The sequence below is a fragment of the Allofournierella sp. genome (assembly GCF_017889395.1).
In the GTDB taxonomy this organism is placed as follows: domain Bacteria; phylum Bacillota; class Clostridia; order Oscillospirales; family Ruminococcaceae; genus Allofournierella.
The window spans coordinates 1-16,096 of the sequence record NZ_JAGHKE010000155.1 but is presented as its reverse complement, the minus strand read 5'-3'; the positions used below and the strand labels follow the sequence as shown (position 1 = coordinate 16,096).

Genomic DNA, 16,096 nt, shown 5'->3' with positions numbered 1-16,096 from the left:
GCGGTATTATAGATTTTCGAGTTTACGCTTGATACGCTCTTGTTCTTTTAGAAATCTTGCAGTAAAAGGAACACCTTTCTTGACTTTCAGGCTCGCAAAACTGCTCTCGGTCTGGGCCATAAAATCAGCAAGCGTTCTAATTCCATTGTTCTGTAAAACAGAAATCTGGCTTGCCTCTAAGTGAAGTACCTTCAGACTAATTTTTTGGGCAAGGTATTCTTCCTGTGCTTTTGCCCGTCTCTCAGCTTCTGCAACCGCACTTGTTTCCTCTGCTGTGATTTGTGTTGCTTCGCTGCTCTCAGCTGGCTCAGTACCTACTACTGTCTCTGCGCTCACAACCGCCTGAGGCACATCCTCAAACGAGAATTCGGATGGAGTGAGGAAGTCCTTTGCTGTCCATACCTCAAGCCCCTCACCGGACGCCTTATTGGAAAGGCTTCTATCATCGGTAATAAAAATGACAGGAATATCCGTATAGTACTTATATCGGAGAGCCACAGATAAAATCATATTGTCGTTTTGTTCCTTCTCTCCGGTATCTGCACGGTAAACATTGGGCACCAGATCAGTCAAACCTTCAGCATAAGTAAGCGGGAAATGCCGCTTGTAGTTAAAGATTGCTGATATAGCCCGCTGCGCTTTGATTTTTCGCTCATCCGCGCCGAAACGGGTCTTATGGTGTTCGAGTTCATTGTTTACATCCTTAGGAACTACAACAAGCTCACCATCATTTACACCGTCGAGTAGGTTCGGATAATTCATAATCGAGCATGTGTCAAACACAATGATTGTAGAATACCTGTGTAACTCTTCCAGTTCATCCTCTGTGAATTCAAGTGCTCGTTTCCTCTCCAGTAGTGCATCCTGGGTTTTGACAGTATGAGAGAGATCGCGGTTCTGGGCCTCTGTTGTGGCCAGTCGATCCTCTGTTTCTGTAAGCTTGTCCAGAAGCTCCTGACTTCTACGTTCTTCCTCTGCCAAGCGAGCCTCAATGCGAGTGGTATCCTCACGGCGGCTTTTTCTCGAGGTAAGCTCACCTTTAAGACTTTGTATTTCCTGGCGGTTTCCTTCTACCATTTCTTGAATGGTCTTTAGTATTTGCTCAAAATCACCCCACTCATTTGGCGCAACTTTGCCTTCGGAAGGTGTATTCTCGACCGTAGGATCAGGAATGGCAGGTGGAGATGATGCAGAAACAGCATTTTCAGCCTCGTCATGGGTAGCATCGGTAGCCAGCGCCCCATGTGCAACTGGCTTCAAAACAAGGGGTTCTTCTATATTCACTGTTGGAGATTCCAAAACGGGAGGCTGCAAAGCTTTGGCAGAGGTGTTTGTATGGGACTCCGAATTGCTTCGAGGTTCATTCCTGGAGCTGGACATGCTGATTTGGCTACATAAGAAAGATTCCATGCAATTTCCTCTATGCACACAATAAATGCACCAATCAGAGGGAATCGCTGTTTTACCTTTTCCAAATGTCTGGTTGAGATAATTTTTAGTTTCGCCACGAAGAGTATCGACTGGTATTTGATTCTCTGGTTTTGGCAGCCTACGGAGTGAATAAATCTTTTTCCAGCCGTCTCTTCTTGTAAGCGCTTCAAATTCATGATACGGGTTTTTTATTTCAACTTCAGAGATGTCAACAGAAAATAGAGCCGTCCCAAAAAGTTTTCGCGTCTGCATGTGGGAAGGATCGTAGGGCTTTACAGTTGTTCCATGATCTTCTGTAATTATTTCATGGACAAGGTAATTCTTTGCTCTTGCTCTAAGGTCTAAGATCTCGGTTGATTTCCAAAACTTAAAGTAGGGTTCAAGTTTCTGCGTCTCCTGCGCCAAAATTTTGGGTAAAAATTTCATTACATCTAAGCGATTTTGCTTTCCAATTCGCTTCCAAACTGCTTCAATTAGTAGATTCTCAAAATATTTTTGGTACAGGAAATTTCCTTGTATAACCGGGCCATCTTCCATTACATAGTCCAGGAAAAAGCGATACGGGCATAAAAACATATCCATCATTTGATATCGGTCATATTTAACGCCCTTGGTCACATCTTGTCCAACGGATATTGAAAATGGAACAGGTTTATTGACGCGTTCAATCAGATCAGCCTTAGGTAATAATCCCAAGATGGACAGTAAAGCATAAGGTTCCGTTGTTTCGTCACCATACTGCCTCACATAGCTGAGCCGAACATCACAGCGATTGTAGCACAGACCGTAAAACAGAGCATATCTAAGAAAATTGCTACGTTCCCCCAGTGCGGTGTAGTACACCTGAAACTGCAGATCAATGGGGGAATAAGCAGCACGAATAAACTCGTCCGTGAGAGGCCACGGGAGTTGGTCGTTGACACTCATATTCATGTCGCGATCCGATACACATGCAAAGTGGTAAACTTTACGTTGCTCTTTCTCAAATTGACGTTTGCTCTGTAGAATATCGCCGTCAATCTGCTCGTAGTTTTTTACAATCCAGTCTACGCCTTGATCTTCATCGTTCTTTTGCTTCAAATAGTAATATAGTCCCTCTTGCAAATCTCTAAATGTACCGGAGAAGGTAGAGTTTTCCGGCTTTATTTTATCGAGGCGCAGTTGTAGATCCGAAATCAAGGCTCGCTCTTGCTCATTGGCCAGAGCTAACTCACGCTGTTTGAGAAACTCTTCGAGGTTGCGGAAATGCTTTCCAAAATTGATGAAATCCTCACGAGAATTGTCCAGAGCAAACAGATATGTAGCAATCTCATTGATCTCTTCAATTGCTCGAATGAGCGTAAGTAAGTCTTTTTTTGCAACCTTGTACTTGTTGTAAACGGATAGATTTTTCAGTTCGGAAAGTGTATCCGTACCCGGTGTTGCCGCCAGCTTATCATAGTTTTTGGCATAGCCCTCAATAATCTTGCTTTGAAATTCCTCGTATGTTGTCACATTTTCAAAGAGAATTGCAACATTGTAGAAGGTCCGCAGCAGTACTTCTCCTGGAGCTACACTGAGGATGTTGGAAGACAAACACTCTTTTATAGCGTTGATATCGAAAATGATCTGTCTGTGCTCATAGTCCCACAAACGGTAAATCGCAGAGAAGAACTGTCCGATAGGGTAGGAAAGGAAGTGACGATCTTTGGCGTATTCAGGATAGTAGATTTTAAGCAAGGTGTGAACATCTTTGTTTGCAGTGTATACTTGTTCATCCAAATGTCGGAGAACAGCCGCATTGTTCCATACATCATTGCCTCTCTCCATGACACTACGCGATTCAGAATATCGCTGAATCGCCGCATCAAAGTGATTAGAAACAAAATGTGCATACTCTGTAATGTTCGCAAATTCCATAAGCTGAACGCTCTTGTACAGCTTATGCCATTTCCTAAGTAACGGACCGCCTACTGCGTTTCTATCTTCGCAAATTTCGCCTATTGCGCAGGCCAGGGCATTGCTGGGATTTTGCATTGTGGGGAGCTCATATTCACATACAGCGGTATCATGGTGAATGGGAACTTCGAAGCAACCATAGATTTCATTCCAGGAGGAATAAATTTTGGAATACTTCTTCTGATAATTGAACAAAAAGATGATGGTTATCCCCATCTTTTCCATAGCAAGTAAAAGCCGGAGCTGTACCGGTGTAAACTGATGCACACCGTGAACCACAATGCTGTCAAAGGGTTGCGCTTTGGTAATATCGACAGCTCTTTCCCAACGCTTTACTTCCTGTGGTGTTCCAGTACACTCTTCAACTTCCTTTTTTGCAAGAGACACAACGATTTCTTTGAGCTTTTCACGGCAAGGAGTTTCTGGAAACCTGAAAAGCGAACTTTGCTGTGCTTGCTTCAGCATATAGACAAAGAGCCGTTGCTCCGTGTTTCCCTTGCTTGCATCAACAGCAGATGCACCGATATCCAATTCTATGAAGAGACGGACAGCTTCAAGGAAATGATTTTGATTGTGAGCCAAAGCCATGTGGAACGGCTTACTGATTTTTCGTTTCTCTAACAGTTTCTTGAACACTGCTGAGAAAGCACTATACTGTTGAATCCGAAGGCTGATATTATCCGTCCACTGCATATAAACATCTTCGTGTTTGACCAATTCATCTAATGGACAAATCAAACCCTCAATTCGATCACCCAAAACATCCTTGAAGCCATTTACAAGGGTTCTTGCACTACAGAAGTGTGGTAAGGCAGAAATCTCATTCCAGAAATCCGCTTTATCTAACTTATAAGGGTCTTCATATGTGTAGATTTTAAACGGCATTTCTTACACCTCTGTTTCTATGAGATTCTGCCAAGATAAGTTCTGCTTCCCCTGAACTTCCACCCAGGAGAATGAGCGAATCGACCTTGTCATAGCAACATAGAGGATACGGGTTTCCTCCCGAGCTTTTTCAGACTTCTCAATGACTTCATCATAGAAATCATTTTGAACAGTTTGACCGGAATTGCCCACACTCATGCTATAACCAATACGATACCGGCCCTGGCACTTGGTCGTGCTGATATGTAACTGCGTCCTTTTGATAAAATCCATGGAAGCCGAGCAAAACGGCAGAATTACATGGCCATATTCAAGTCCCTTCGATTTATGTACTGTAATACACTGAATGGTAGACTCTTCCTCATTGCTGGCCGGAGTTCGACTATCGACAGAGACCTGAGAAATGATGCTATTATAAAGATGCTCCTGCAACGTGTTAATAGTAAGCCGATCTACATTGCAAGCGTTGATGAGCTGCTCAAACAACAAATCAATATTCAGCTGATAGTAATGCTGTTTCCAAGGATCGTCGCTGAAGTGTTTCCAGGGTTCAAGAGTGCTGTACACCTTGCGGATGGCCTGAAGAACGGGCTGTGTTCTAAGGCTTGCAACAATGTATTCCCATCTGTTATTCTTATCAACAGTGTTCGCAAGCATCAGATTCATAAAATTAATAAGGTAATTCACCTGTTCTTTCTCGTCTGCCTTCGCCCTCCATTTTCCGTTACGAATCTTCATACGTATCTCATAGAGGTTGGATTTGGGGATATCCAGATTAAAGAAATTTGAGGTTACAAGGTTGTAAAGATAGTCAGCTTCGTCAAAATGAACCAAGGCATTGACCAAAGTGAGCATGTCCATAGCAGGCTGGGACATATATAAGTCCCCGCCTGTGTTGGTATGTACGCTGATTCCAAGCTTGGCACAGTCAGTACGAATCATATCAGCTTGCCAGTTTTCACGAACCAGGATCGCAATGCTCTTTTCCTTTGCGGAAAGCTTCATTCCGTGGCTCTCTTCGTATTGAATGCGTTTCTGGATTCTTTTAATCTCCTCAACAAGAATGGGAATCCGCATCTCTTCATTTGCTGCCGGAAGTCGCCGGTAGAACCGGCTCTTGGAGGTCAAGTATTTCCCGTTATAGTCTCTTGTGCCGATTAGTTTATCTTTGGCTGCATCGTAGGTAAGCAACTCTTCATCCATTTCACCCCATGCAGCAAAAGAACGGTCAAAAATATCCAGCAAATACTTATCCGTGCGATAGTTTCGCCGCAAAGAAAACTCCAACCACTTCTCGGGATTTTTGTCAATTCCCAATTGGTCAAAAGCCTTTTCTTTTGCGCCGCGAAAACGGTAAATGCACTGCTTAATATCGCCTACAAGGAACAGATTATAGTCAAGTACCTGGGCAATCCGCAGCAAAGATTCAATTTGAGAGTCATCTGTATCCTGAAACTCATCAACAAACATAAACTGCTGAGCACCTTTATCTATCTTTAACTCTCTGATTCTGCTCTCACTGTCTGGATCATTGATGAATCGATTAAGAATAGACATCATAGAACTGAGGTGGATTTTGTTATTTTCCAGAAGTTCCCCCAGATATTCTTGTTCAACAGCCGGGATCACGCTGGCCAGTAATTCATGCAATTCACCGTGGCCCTCGCTATTCAAAAGGGTTCCGAAATCTTGAGGCTCAATAGTTTCGATATCGACACTTTTATTATGCAGTTTTCCAATGAAATCAAGAATACTGTCACGTATAGCGTAAACAGGCATCCCCAGCTTATCTGTATAGTCGTTTCCGCATTCGATTCTTTTCTGATGGATATACTCATCAAGTAGATCTGTAATTTTTTTGCGGCGATAAAATTCGCTGGAGGTTATGCTCAAGTCGATTCCATAGCCAAATGAGGTGCCCATCTGGGCAATCAAGTCTTTCGCATAGGAATGAATCGTGCTAATCTGCATGTGTTCAATTCTGGACACCATCTCCAGGTAATCAGGGGTGGAGGTTACCAGGTAGCAATTCCTGAAGTATGTCTTGAGTTTTTCCTCCATTTGATCTGCAGCTTCATTTGTAAATGTGATCATCACAATACGGTCAGCCATTTTCCGCAGCGGAACATTTTGGGTATAGCAGATAAATCCAATACGAGAAATCATCGTGTAGGTTTTGCCGGTACCTGCACCGGCGCGAATTACAATGTTCTTTTTCGGCGAAGCATGCTCAACTTCATATTGCTCAAAATTAAACTGGCTCTGTTCGCTAAGCTTTTTGAGAATAGATTCTTGAGAACGGTTATATTTTCCATTATGAATTACAAAGGAAGTAGTATTCTTGCTAAAAGGCTCACTCAATACGCTCATGGAGCAGTGAAAGCCCATGAACATATCATTAACGGAAGTAGCAGGCGGAATATGGTTTTTCTGTTCGTCAAATGCGATTTCGATATTATCCCGATTCCGTACTAATCCTTTTTGTGTAAGTGCTACATCAAGAGCATTAAGCACAAATAACATTTGCTCTTTTTTCGAAAACACACAATATAGCTTGCAACCGCACATATACTGAACTTTGATGTCTTCGATGACATTGCCATTCAATTCATCAGCTTCGGAGAAGTAATAAAAGCGAGAATAATCATGCTGATGATAAGAATGTACCTGTCCTTTTCCAATTTCAGATTCGTCATCTTTATCCAGATCAATATCAGTTTCATACAGATTACGAACTTCCAACATGGTCTTTGAATCAAACGGATCTCTTTTCCAGCGAAAGGCTTCTGATAATGCCTGATCAATTTTTTTGTAGAAAGAAGATGTATCCTCCAAATCCTCTTTCAATATGGTGAATGACTCATCTAAAACCACATCCAGCCTTTTTCTGTGATAAAAATCCTTAGAAACTTGGGGAAGGCAGACCATTTGAAATACTAATGGAAACTTACCTGTATTTTGACGTATATGCCTCTCAATTGCAAAACGATATCCGCGCGCTTGCTTTTGTGGCGTAGCAAGAGTTTCTCCTTCGTTTGTTTTGATTATAATGGTATCACTATTCTCAATACGAAGGATATTTTCTTCACGCCACCCCTTTAATTCCACAACCAAAATGCCTTTTCCTGGCATAAGGATACAGACATCAAACTCACGGCCATATATTTGACGATTCCAGTAAATGATGTACTGATCGTCCAAAAACTCCTGGGCTTTGCGTATAAACAAATTTTCTCCAAAGTTAGTGGATTGTGCGCTTCCAATCAGTTTTGCCATGGAGCAAGCCTCGCTTCCTTATACAAGCAGTATATATTTACATCTGTCCACATAATATTTTCTCACAATAAAAGTCCATTTTTCAGGATGATTCTTTATCCGGCACAATTTCTAAAATGTCCTCGATTTGACAATCTAAGGCTGTGCATATTTTCAGCAAAATCTCTGTGGTTACATGCCCGTTTCTTCCCATTTTTGTAACCGAGGCAGGACTAATTCCTGCTTTTGCGCACAGATCCTTCTTCTTCATATCTTTGTCAATGAGTAGCTTCCAAAGTTTTTTATAACTGACTGCCATAAGAAGATTCCTCCAGATAGGAAAAAATGCCCTGCCGTTCGGCAGAGCATTTGGTTCATGCGATCATGCCGTCAAGATCTATTCCAACACCTGACAGCGTTGTATATAATGATAGCATATTCAGCAGGAATGCGCAAGAAAATCGTGCATTCGCACGATTCTTAGTTTTTCTTAGAAAGACTCCCTGTAATTTCTATGATGGCAGGAGCACTCCGTAATACTTCTGCAGTTATTTCTTTGTTTATGTGGCTCAGTTTTTGCGTCGGCCCATGTGCCTGCAGTACCGCTGGTTCTGGCAGCTTCGGAAACGTCGCCTGGGGCGCGGTCACTGCGGGTGTTGGGCTTAGTGCGGGCGCTTTTGCCCATTTTGTTTTGAGATGACACAGTGGCCCTCAGTGCGAAACTGGCGGTAATCGTTACGGTTATGGCAATTTGTTCTTCATTCCGGTTCTCCCTCAGATGAGAAATGAGCGCCCGTTCTCCTGGTCCGACAGGAGAATGAGCGCTCGTTTTCGTCGTTGTGCAATTCCGCCGAGAGCCTCCACGCCAGTTCAAAGCCAGCCATAAAACTGTCGAGGGAGGTCTGTTCTCTGATAGAGTCCTGGGCATCGATGATCCGCAGCACCAGTCTTCGCTCCGGCTTTTCCAAAGCTGCGATCAACGCCTTGTGGCACTTCTCCACTTCATTCTCCTGTTCGTCAAGCTCCGGTCGGATATAAAAGCAATCATACAGCTCTTTGAGCAGTTTGTTTTCCATCGTCATCATCTCCTTGCGACCCAAACATATACCACACCTTCCGCAGAATAGCTATCAGAATTTCAGGAGATTATACAGAATATCTGCCGCTTGCCGCAGTTCCTCCTGGGATGCTTCACCAGGGCTGTTTTCGCTTTTGGCGGCGTGGCTTGCCAAATAGGGGGCGTAGTTCTGCCGCGTCATTGAAGTTCGGAAATGCCCCAGCATCTGAGAAACCTCTTTCGTGTCCATTCCGTTTTGCAGAGACAGGACGGCGCAGGTGTGCCGGAGATCGGCGAACCGAATGTGATCCAGCCCTGCTTCCTTGATAATCTCATTGTGAATCCGACGCACCATCTGGGGTGAGTAGGGCTTTTGCGTGGCTGGGTGCATGAACATGAGCGGGCTGCTGGGGTGCCTGGCGTGTTCCATGTTTAGGAGCTCAACCGCTTCTGTGGTCAGGCTGATGGTTCTGGTGCAGCCTTTGTACTCCACCAACTCCCGCCGTTCCACCGAGCGGTTCTCCGAGATGGTCAGCGTCCGTTCCGCCACGTCCAGGTCATTCCACTTCAGCGCGATCAGCTCTCTTTGCCGAAGCCCCGCCGTCAGTGCCAGCAGAAACATGGGGAGGTGGCCCAGCCGCTCCGCCGCATCCAGATAGTCCTCTACCTCTGCCGGCGTCAGCACATTGGCGCTGACCTTCTTGGGCTTTGGATAATGAAACGCACGGGCGGGGTTTTCCTCTATCAGTCCGTCCCGGATCGCTTGGTCCAGGCATTGTTGGAGCAGTCGGTGGATGTGCCGCATGGTGTATTCGCCCAGTCCTGGGTATTCAGGGCTTTCCGGGCGGTGGCCGCCAAAGCGTTTTCTCTCTTCCAGAAAATCTCCGACCTGTTTCGCAGTCAATTCCTCCAGCGGTATATTCCCCAAGCCAGGGAGGATATGGTTTTTGAAGAGATAACCGTGGGCTGCATAGGTGGTTGGCCTGCTTTGGTTCTTGTCATAGGTCTCCTGCCAGTGGAGGATATACTCTCTCGACGTCATACCCCCACCTCCATGCATTGGCGCTGCAGGTTCCGGAAGGCCACCCACGGCAGGCCGGCCTGTTTCAGTATCCGCTTGTGCAGGTAGTAGAGCTCGTGGAGCTGATACGGCGCTCCGGTCTTGGGGTTTAGAAACACATAGCAGTCGGTTTCCGGTATCTGTTCCAGAAGATGTTCCGCCTTACGGTTGAGGGCCAGCAGTCGATGTCCCTTGAGGATATACCGGCAGCGGATATGAAAATCGGCCCACGACAAGGTGATGAGTTCACATTGCCGCAGGCCGCTGGAGAGTCCTGTGTAGATAAGCGGGAGCACGCCAAGCCGTTCCGCCGCGTTCAGATACCGCTGGAGCTGCCCCAGGCGCAAGGGGGCCGTTTTATATTCCTCTGCCTGCGGTTCCTGGCAGAGCCGCACCGTGTTATAGGGGATAAGCTGGTCACGGGCTGCTTCGTCCATACAGCGCCGCAGGAGCAGGTGGACGCACCAGACGCTTCTGGCGCTGAGCCTCTGGCTCCGCAGGCTATCATAGAAGCCGGTGACAGTGTTTTCCGACAGCTCCGCCAGCGGAATGCTCCCAATCTCGGGAAGGATGTGGCGGTAGATCAGATTGCGGTATCCGCCCACTGTGCTGCCGCTCCATCTACTCTGGTTCTCGCAAAACCAGCGGTCACACCACTGGCCTACGGTATAGCTGTTTCCTTTCTGCATATCGTCGCCTCCTTTCGGCAACCGAACAATACCACAGAACGAGGAAAATAGCTACCGGAAAGAATGGACTGTTTACAGAAGAATGACTGTTCCGAACGATATTGCTTGTTGTCTTTCTTGTCATCTGCTGATTATATGACAAGAATCCGATTATGAGCGAGTTATTGCGGCTGCATATACATTTTCCATCTTTTGAGAAAGGGTGTGCCTCGCCAGGGCTTATTCTTTGTTTATGCGGCGCATTTCCTGCGTCCCCTCTGTGGCGATTCAGCCTGTCTTTTCTGTTCACCCCGGACGGAACATCTTTTAATATACAGAATCCAATCCCACACCCATCCCAAAAGGAGAAAGTTTTGCTTGAAACACGCAGGGCAAAAGAGTGTCAAAGATAAACTGCCGGAGCAGAGGAAAGGGCCAAAGAGGGCGGCAGAGTGCTGTCTGAAAGTTCCGACACACGTTTGGGAGAATACGCCCAGGCCACCAACAACTTCATATCCGGGTGTAGCGCGCCTGCTTTGAGTCATTCCAGGAATCAGAAATGAATAATCGCAAAAAGATGACCATAAACCTCTCGAAGTATGGTTAACTTTCTTAAAGCTGAAAATATATTTTTATAAAAAATAGCCATCACAAGCAGGGTTGAAAACTTCATTGAAAAAGGAGCAAATGTGCGAAAAACTTGAAGAATCAGCGTTTAATCTTCTTGTTTTTCTTGTAATAATCAAATTTTTCGAGTGTTAGGATTTGCTTATATCCCTTATCTCTTGATTTGCTGGCTTAAAGGTCTTTTTGAATATGCTTTATAGCACCCATTTCGTTGTATATTTCGTGCTAAAAATTGGTACGCCTGTTGTCCGCCAACATCTATGTGTTCCCCTAACAGAGAGCTATTTCTGGGATTTTCGATTCAAGTTTTAGTTGATAATTTCCATGTAATTAGGTATGATGAAAAAAAGCATCTAACCTTATGGTTTGAAAGAAGCAACTAATCATATAGAAAAGCATCACAACCAATTTATACTATGCGCATGGAATCATGCGTGATGTAGATGGAAGTTTGGGAGATGTACACGAATCATTTAAAAACAACTTTGATTCTATATAAAAATGGATTTTGCCTGTGGAGGAAATCACATCTGGAAGTAGATGTGGCTTCTTTCTTGCGGCCTTTTCACGCCCTGCGTCAGCCTGTCCAAGTGACAGGGTGACGCAGGGCGTTTTTCTATCTTTGGAAAGGAGTCAAAGAATATGAACCTAAAGTACACCTGCCCCGGCTGTGGGACACCCTTGGGCTATGAGGGACTGTGCTGGAAATGCAAATCTGAACAGGAGCGGAAAACTGCTCTTGCCTGGACACCGGAACAAATCACAGAAAAGCAGAGAAACCTGATTCAGAACATCCAGCGGCTGGCGGATATGGAGGATCCGGAGTTCACTGACTTCTGGCAGCTGCTTAGCTACCATGATGCCATCATCCCCGAGATTCAGCGGGCGGCACTGGCAGCAAAGGTGTTCTGGCCCTGTGAAATCTATTATCACGCTCCAGCCGATGTGCGGGATGGTCTGATTCATGCGCTGTTGTCCGCGGAATATTCCAGCGTAGCCTCCAACCTGATGAGTTGCCTTGCTATACAGGGAGATGACAAGGCTCTGGAGACGCTGCTGGAGCTGGAGCGAAATCCCCGGCCCTGGCGCAAGGGCCTCTATGTGGACCCATCCAGCTATGCACAGATCGGTGGCTGGACCTTCGACAAGGAGGGCCAGAGAATCCAACTCAACTTTGACACCTGCTATCCTATGGTCAAAGGAACCACCGGCGAGAAATCCCCCGTCCGCATTGGCCGAGCACGAGAGGACATATGCCCCCACTGTGGCGGGCGCATGGTGGACATGCTGGTATTGGACGGTCGGGATGAGCGGCTCCGGTTCCTGGGACTGGACGGCATCCTGACCGCAACTTGCTGCCCCAGCTGCGTGGGATTTCTGAAAGGACCCGCCTTTAACCGCTTTTCTCTGGATGGTGGCGTGGAGCTCTTTCCCTCTGAACTATTTGACGGAGCGGAAAAGACGGATTGCTATGTCAGTACCGAGGACTACAAGGCCCTCACCGAAAATTCTTTTGTGCTGGGTAAGGCACCAGTGCCCCTGTTTTACGGCGCGGCCTGCCAGGATGTGAACACCATCGGCGGCTTTGCCAACTGGGTGCAGGACGCGGAATATACGACCTGCCCCCGCTGCGGAAAGCCCATGAAGTACCTGGCCCAAATTCAGTGGGATACGGTCTTTGACTGCGCAGAGGGTACGCTCTATGTGGAATTCTGCCCAGACTGCCATATTGTATCTATGCAGCATCAGCAGACCTGAGAGGAGACCTTGCAATGAGTTTGCCAAAGCGTGACGGCGTACATGACCGCTACTATCTGATCCACAAGCCGGACACTTCACCGGAGGTGCTGGCGGAGGCAGATCTCTGCATTCAGGATGTGCTAAACGGCACCGCTCGTGAAAATCACTCCGCCTACCCGACCGTGGTGCGAAATCGCAACGGGACACCCTTTCTTCCCAGCCAGCTGTTGGATCGGTATCTGACCGGGCTGCTGCTGAAGGAATTTCCCTCCGAGGATGCTGTTTCCTTCTGCGACGCCATGCGGCGACTGGTGGGCTGGCAAGAGATCCGCTATACATTGGAGAAGTACATAGAAAAGCAGGTGCAGGAGCGCTACTTCCTTGTAGGAGAGCGGGATGATGGCTTTACCGTCTTTCCACCCTGCTCGGTGTTGCCGGAATTGCGTCCGGAGGATGTGGAAGAAGGTCTGCTGCGCTTTGCCTGCTATGTGGCTATCTGCCATACCGTATACGGGCAGAGTTTTGAATCCCTCACCACCGAGCACATCCTCGGCCTGGTCTCCCAACTTCGCCCAGATATGGTGAAGCAACTGAAAACAGCCGGCAGCGGCAAATTACCAAAGGACATCCAGCAGCGTAAGACGGAGCATTTCACCGCATCGGCCAATGATGCGTTTGCTGCCATCCGAATCACCGCCAGGGACTCCACCGAGGAGTGCTATGCCGAGATCTTGGACTACCTGTGTGCGGTGCTGGAGCAGGAGGAATTCCCCCGCAGTTACTCGGTGGAATTCAGAGGAAAGGAGAAAATCTATCTGCCCATTCCCGGCTTGCCCAAGAAGAGCATCAATCAGCTCTTTGCCTGCGCTGTGCAGCACCCCGATCTGCATCCGGCTATAGAGCGATACGCTCGTCTGGCCATGCGGGAGTATGAGTACTATGAAAACTTTGCTGATGAGTTCTGCGCGATGCCCGGCACTTTCGCTGTGTTCGCTCTGGGGCTGGAGGGAGAACCGTGGGCGCCGCTGGTGGCAGAGTATTTGGATCTCTGCGACGACGAGCACTCCTCCCTGCAAGAGAAATTCCTTCATGCCTTGATCCGGAAGTTCGGTTTCCAAGCATGGACACTGGGAGTATTGGTACGGGGCGCATTGTCAATGCAATGGCTGAAGCCTGCCAAGGAATTTCACAGCCTGATTGCCAATACGGAAAGCCTGGATGCGCTGCTGACAGTCAAGCACCGCTTTTCCGCTTATCTCCTGCCGGAAGAGGACAAGGACCTGAAATTCCGGGCCATCGCTTGGCAGAGCCTGCTCTGGGCCATCTGGGGCCCGGCCTCCGAAAACGGCGGCAGCAAGGTCATCAAGTCGGCGCCGAAGGAACTGAAAGAGAAATACCAGCAAGTATTTGCGTAAGGAGAACGCCATGAAAAAGAGAACGGTCAAGGACTTTGTTGCCCTGTACGCCCCGGAAGATGAGGAAAAACTGGTGCTGATTCAGGATGGTATCAGCGCGGACAAAACCTTTCTGGATACCTTTTGGGCGGCGCATACCCATGCCCTCGCCATGGCGGATGTCCAGACCGGACAGGCGATCTCCGGTCGATGCTACCTGAGCTGGCCGCTGACGGACAAGGAACGGGATGCCGGCGACTATTCCAAGCGGTTTACCAAGGGCCAGATCTACCGGATCAAAGCCCGCGGCTGGAAAGGTGCTGCCCTCTACGAACCTCAGTGGTATGTCACGGAGGTACTGGAGGAAGGCGTACCCTGTCCGGCACTGGAGGAGATTTGGGCGGAATACACAAAGCCCATTCTTCTGGAGGACGAAGTGCTGGGAACCCTCACGCTGGATCGTGAGATGAGCATATTCGAGGGGACCTGTAAGTGGATGGGAAAAGAAGTCCGGATCTCGTTGGATGTGGAGATTGAAAAGAAAGCGTCCTGGACCCGTGTCACCAATGTGATGAAGAAACTGGTGTCAGACCAGGAAACCTGGGATAAGTCCCTGCGAGCGATGGCTGCCCAGAAGCTCACTGCTCAGGCCAACGAATGGCTGGCGGACAATGACCAGACCGACCGTGACCCGGAAAAAGACCCCATCACCGAGGATGAGTTTGCCCGGCGCATCCTCCTCACCGAGTTTACAGTATCTCCCGGCGGCCGGTTTACCGCCTGGTACGAGGACGACGATATGTTCTGGGGCCATGTGATCACTGTGGATGGAACGCTGAAAAAAGGCCCCGTTGACGCTGATATACAGGGATAAGGAGAGGAGGAAACCTAAATGAACAGCGAGCAGATCACGGTATTTTTACAGGCACACTGGGAGTGGGTGACTTTGATCATGGGCATTGTGTCCGTGGTTGGCTCAATTCTGAATTGGAACTGGATGTGCGACCCTACCGGTAAGCCGGACTCTCATCGTTATGGCCGCGGCTCCAGACGGGTGATTTTCTTCCTACTGGGAATCGTACTAATCGCGGTCAGCATCTGGAGCCTTGTAATGGGACTGAATTAGGAGGCTGTGTCCCATGACCCAAGAAGAACAAATCCGCCTCTATCGGCTGATGGAAAAGCTCAACTGGTTTTTCCACCAAGAGATGCACTACCTGAATCGAGAGACAGCAGAAAAGACCGCACGGGAATGTTACCCGGAGATTCGGGATTTTACATACGACATTTTATGGAACGACCTGCCCAAAGAGATCCAGGAGCAGCTCATGGACGAGGAGGAATCTCTATGAGTACGCTGATGCGCTCTTTTGATGGTCTACACGACAACAGAGTCCTTCGCTACTGCGCTGACTTTGAAGCCCATACCCTGCACATGGATACCCAGACCGAGGCCGGAGAGAAAGTATCCGTTCGCTTCACCGGCCTGCTGGCCCACTGGTTTGAAAATGTGATCCAGGACAACATCCTCTTCGGCATGGACGAGATCACCGTGGACGGTTTTTTCCAACAGTACAAAGACCTTCTGCGCGGAACCATCTCTTACGGCTTTCCCGCCTGTTGCAGCATCGAGGAACTGCGGGAGCGCATGGAACGGGAACACATCCGGGTATTTGTCATCGACTCTTCCCTTGGGCTGTGCGGATTTGTACTGGCTCAGGAGGTGGAACTGCAATGTCCATAACTGCCTATAAAGTGGAAGCCGTCGGTCATGACCGAACCGGCAAGGACTTCGGTTATGTGAATATCATGTACCGATACGGCAACAAGAAGTCCTGTCCCCGGCCAGATCAATGTGAAAAGATGGAGGTCATGTGGGCGGATGAGAGCGTCTATGGGCCGCCTGCTCCTGGCAGCAAGGTGGGTGACTTTATACAGACATGGCTGATGGGTTCCTGGGACTGCGGAGTATTTACCCACCGGGAGATTGCCCAGCGGCTGATGGATACCTTCACCGGTCTGAAGCTCAAGGAACTGGCGT

At 47.8% G+C, this 16,096-nt stretch carries 12 protein-coding genes and 1 pseudogene; 7 read left to right on the top strand and 6 right to left on the bottom strand.

Annotated elements, in window-relative coordinates:
• Positions 1–6: 6 nt before the first annotated feature.
• From J7G73_RS13545 to J7G73_RS13520, 6 genes are all read right to left on the bottom strand, one after another.
• Positions 7–4,254 (bottom strand): PIN domain-containing protein, encoded by a 4,248-nt coding sequence (locus J7G73_RS13545; RefSeq protein ID WP_291246654.1) that lies wholly within the window; start codon positions 4,252–4,254, stop codon positions 7–9.
• Positions 4,255–4,257: 3 nt separating this feature from the next.
• Entirely contained in the window at positions 4,258–7,530 is a 3,273-nt protein-coding gene (locus J7G73_RS13540; RefSeq protein ID WP_291246653.1) for a UvrD-helicase domain-containing protein, read from the bottom strand.
• Between the two features lie 82 nt (positions 7,531–7,612).
• Positions 7,613–7,828 (bottom strand): helix-turn-helix transcriptional regulator, encoded by a 216-nt coding sequence (locus J7G73_RS13535; RefSeq protein ID WP_087216832.1) that lies wholly within the window; start codon positions 7,826–7,828, stop codon positions 7,613–7,615.
• A gap of 439 nt (positions 7,829–8,267) precedes the next feature.
• Positions 8,268–8,585 (bottom strand): DUF6809 family protein, encoded by a 318-nt coding sequence (locus tag J7G73_RS13530; protein ID WP_367114015.1) that lies wholly within the window; start codon positions 8,583–8,585, stop codon positions 8,268–8,270.
• 54 nt (positions 8,586–8,639) lie between these two features.
• Positions 8,640–9,608 carry a site-specific integrase gene (locus tag J7G73_RS13525; protein ID WP_291246652.1) on the bottom strand — a complete coding sequence of 323 codons (969 nt, stop codon included), beginning with the start codon at positions 9,606–9,608 and terminating at the stop codon, positions 8,640–8,642.
• Positions 9,605–10,315 carry a site-specific integrase gene (locus tag J7G73_RS13520; protein WP_119347235.1) on the bottom strand — a complete coding sequence of 237 codons (711 nt, stop codon included), beginning with the start codon at positions 10,313–10,315 and terminating at the stop codon, positions 9,605–9,607. Before J7G73_RS13520 ends, J7G73_RS13525 begins: the two co-directional genes overlap by 4 nt.
• A gap of 1,248 nt (positions 10,316–11,563) precedes the next feature.
• Between J7G73_RS13520 and J7G73_RS13515 the strand changes: the two genes are divergently transcribed.
• The 7 genes and pseudogenes from J7G73_RS13515 to J7G73_RS13485 form a co-directional block, all read left to right on the top strand.
• Positions 11,564–12,679: a hypothetical protein gene (locus J7G73_RS13515; protein ID WP_291246651.1), complete on the top strand. Its 1,116-nt coding sequence runs from the start codon at positions 11,564–11,566 to the stop codon at positions 12,677–12,679.
• A gap of 14 nt (positions 12,680–12,693) precedes the next feature.
• Entirely contained in the window at positions 12,694–14,076 is a 1,383-nt protein-coding gene (locus tag J7G73_RS13510) for a DUF6138 family protein (protein WP_291246650.1), read from the top strand.
• A 10-nt stretch (positions 14,077–14,086) separates the two neighbouring features.
• Positions 14,087–14,929, top strand: a complete 843-nt coding sequence (locus J7G73_RS13505; protein WP_291246649.1) for a DUF2262 domain-containing protein — start codon at positions 14,087–14,089, stop codon at positions 14,927–14,929.
• A gap of 18 nt (positions 14,930–14,947) precedes the next feature.
• Entirely contained in the window at positions 14,948–15,181 is a 234-nt protein-coding gene (locus tag J7G73_RS13500) for an Imm17 family immunity protein (protein ID WP_291246648.1), read from the top strand.
• A 13-nt stretch (positions 15,182–15,194) separates the two neighbouring features.
• Positions 15,195–15,407, top strand: a complete 213-nt coding sequence (locus J7G73_RS13495) for a hypothetical protein (RefSeq protein ID WP_291246647.1) — start codon at positions 15,195–15,197, stop codon at positions 15,405–15,407.
• Positions 15,404–15,799: a hypothetical protein gene (locus J7G73_RS13490; protein WP_291246646.1), complete on the top strand. Its 396-nt coding sequence runs from the start codon at positions 15,404–15,406 to the stop codon at positions 15,797–15,799. The genes J7G73_RS13495 and J7G73_RS13490 overlap by 4 nt, the downstream gene beginning before the upstream one ends.
• A pseudogene (locus J7G73_RS13485) lies at positions 15,790–16,096 on the top strand (hypothetical protein); the annotation flags it as partial. The gene J7G73_RS13490 and the pseudogene J7G73_RS13485, both read left to right, overlap by 10 nt.

Coding starts and splice junctions, on each gene's coding strand:
- J7G73_RS13535 (WP_087216832.1), bottom strand. CDS start 7,828: ATGGCAGTCAGTTATAAAAAACTTTGGAAGCTACTCATTGACAAAGAT.
- J7G73_RS13500 (WP_291246648.1), top strand. CDS start 14,948: ATGAACAGCGAGCAGATCACGGTATTTTTACAGGCACACTGGGAGTGG.
- J7G73_RS13525 (WP_291246652.1), bottom strand. CDS start 9,608: ATGACGTCGAGAGAGTATATCCTCCACTGGCAGGAGACCTATGACAAG.
- J7G73_RS13520 (WP_119347235.1), bottom strand. CDS start 10,315: ATGCAGAAAGGAAACAGCTATACCGTAGGCCAGTGGTGTGACCGCTGG.
- J7G73_RS13515 (WP_291246651.1), top strand. CDS start 11,564: ATGAACCTAAAGTACACCTGCCCCGGCTGTGGGACACCCTTGGGCTAT.
- J7G73_RS13505 (WP_291246649.1), top strand. CDS start 14,087: ATGAAAAAGAGAACGGTCAAGGACTTTGTTGCCCTGTACGCCCCGGAA.
- J7G73_RS13540 (WP_291246653.1), bottom strand. CDS start 7,530: ATGGCAAAACTGATTGGAAGCGCACAATCCACTAACTTTGGAGAAAAT.
- J7G73_RS13510 (WP_291246650.1), top strand. CDS start 12,694: ATGAGTTTGCCAAAGCGTGACGGCGTACATGACCGCTACTATCTGATC.
- J7G73_RS13545 (WP_291246654.1), bottom strand. CDS start 4,254: ATGCCGTTTAAAATCTACACATATGAAGACCCTTATAAGTTAGATAAA.
- J7G73_RS13490 (WP_291246646.1), top strand. CDS start 15,404: ATGAGTACGCTGATGCGCTCTTTTGATGGTCTACACGACAACAGAGTC.
- J7G73_RS13530 (WP_367114015.1), bottom strand. CDS start 8,585: ATGGAAAACAAACTGCTCAAAGAGCTGTATGATTGCTTTTATATCCGA.
- J7G73_RS13495 (WP_291246647.1), top strand. CDS start 15,195: ATGACCCAAGAAGAACAAATCCGCCTCTATCGGCTGATGGAAAAGCTC.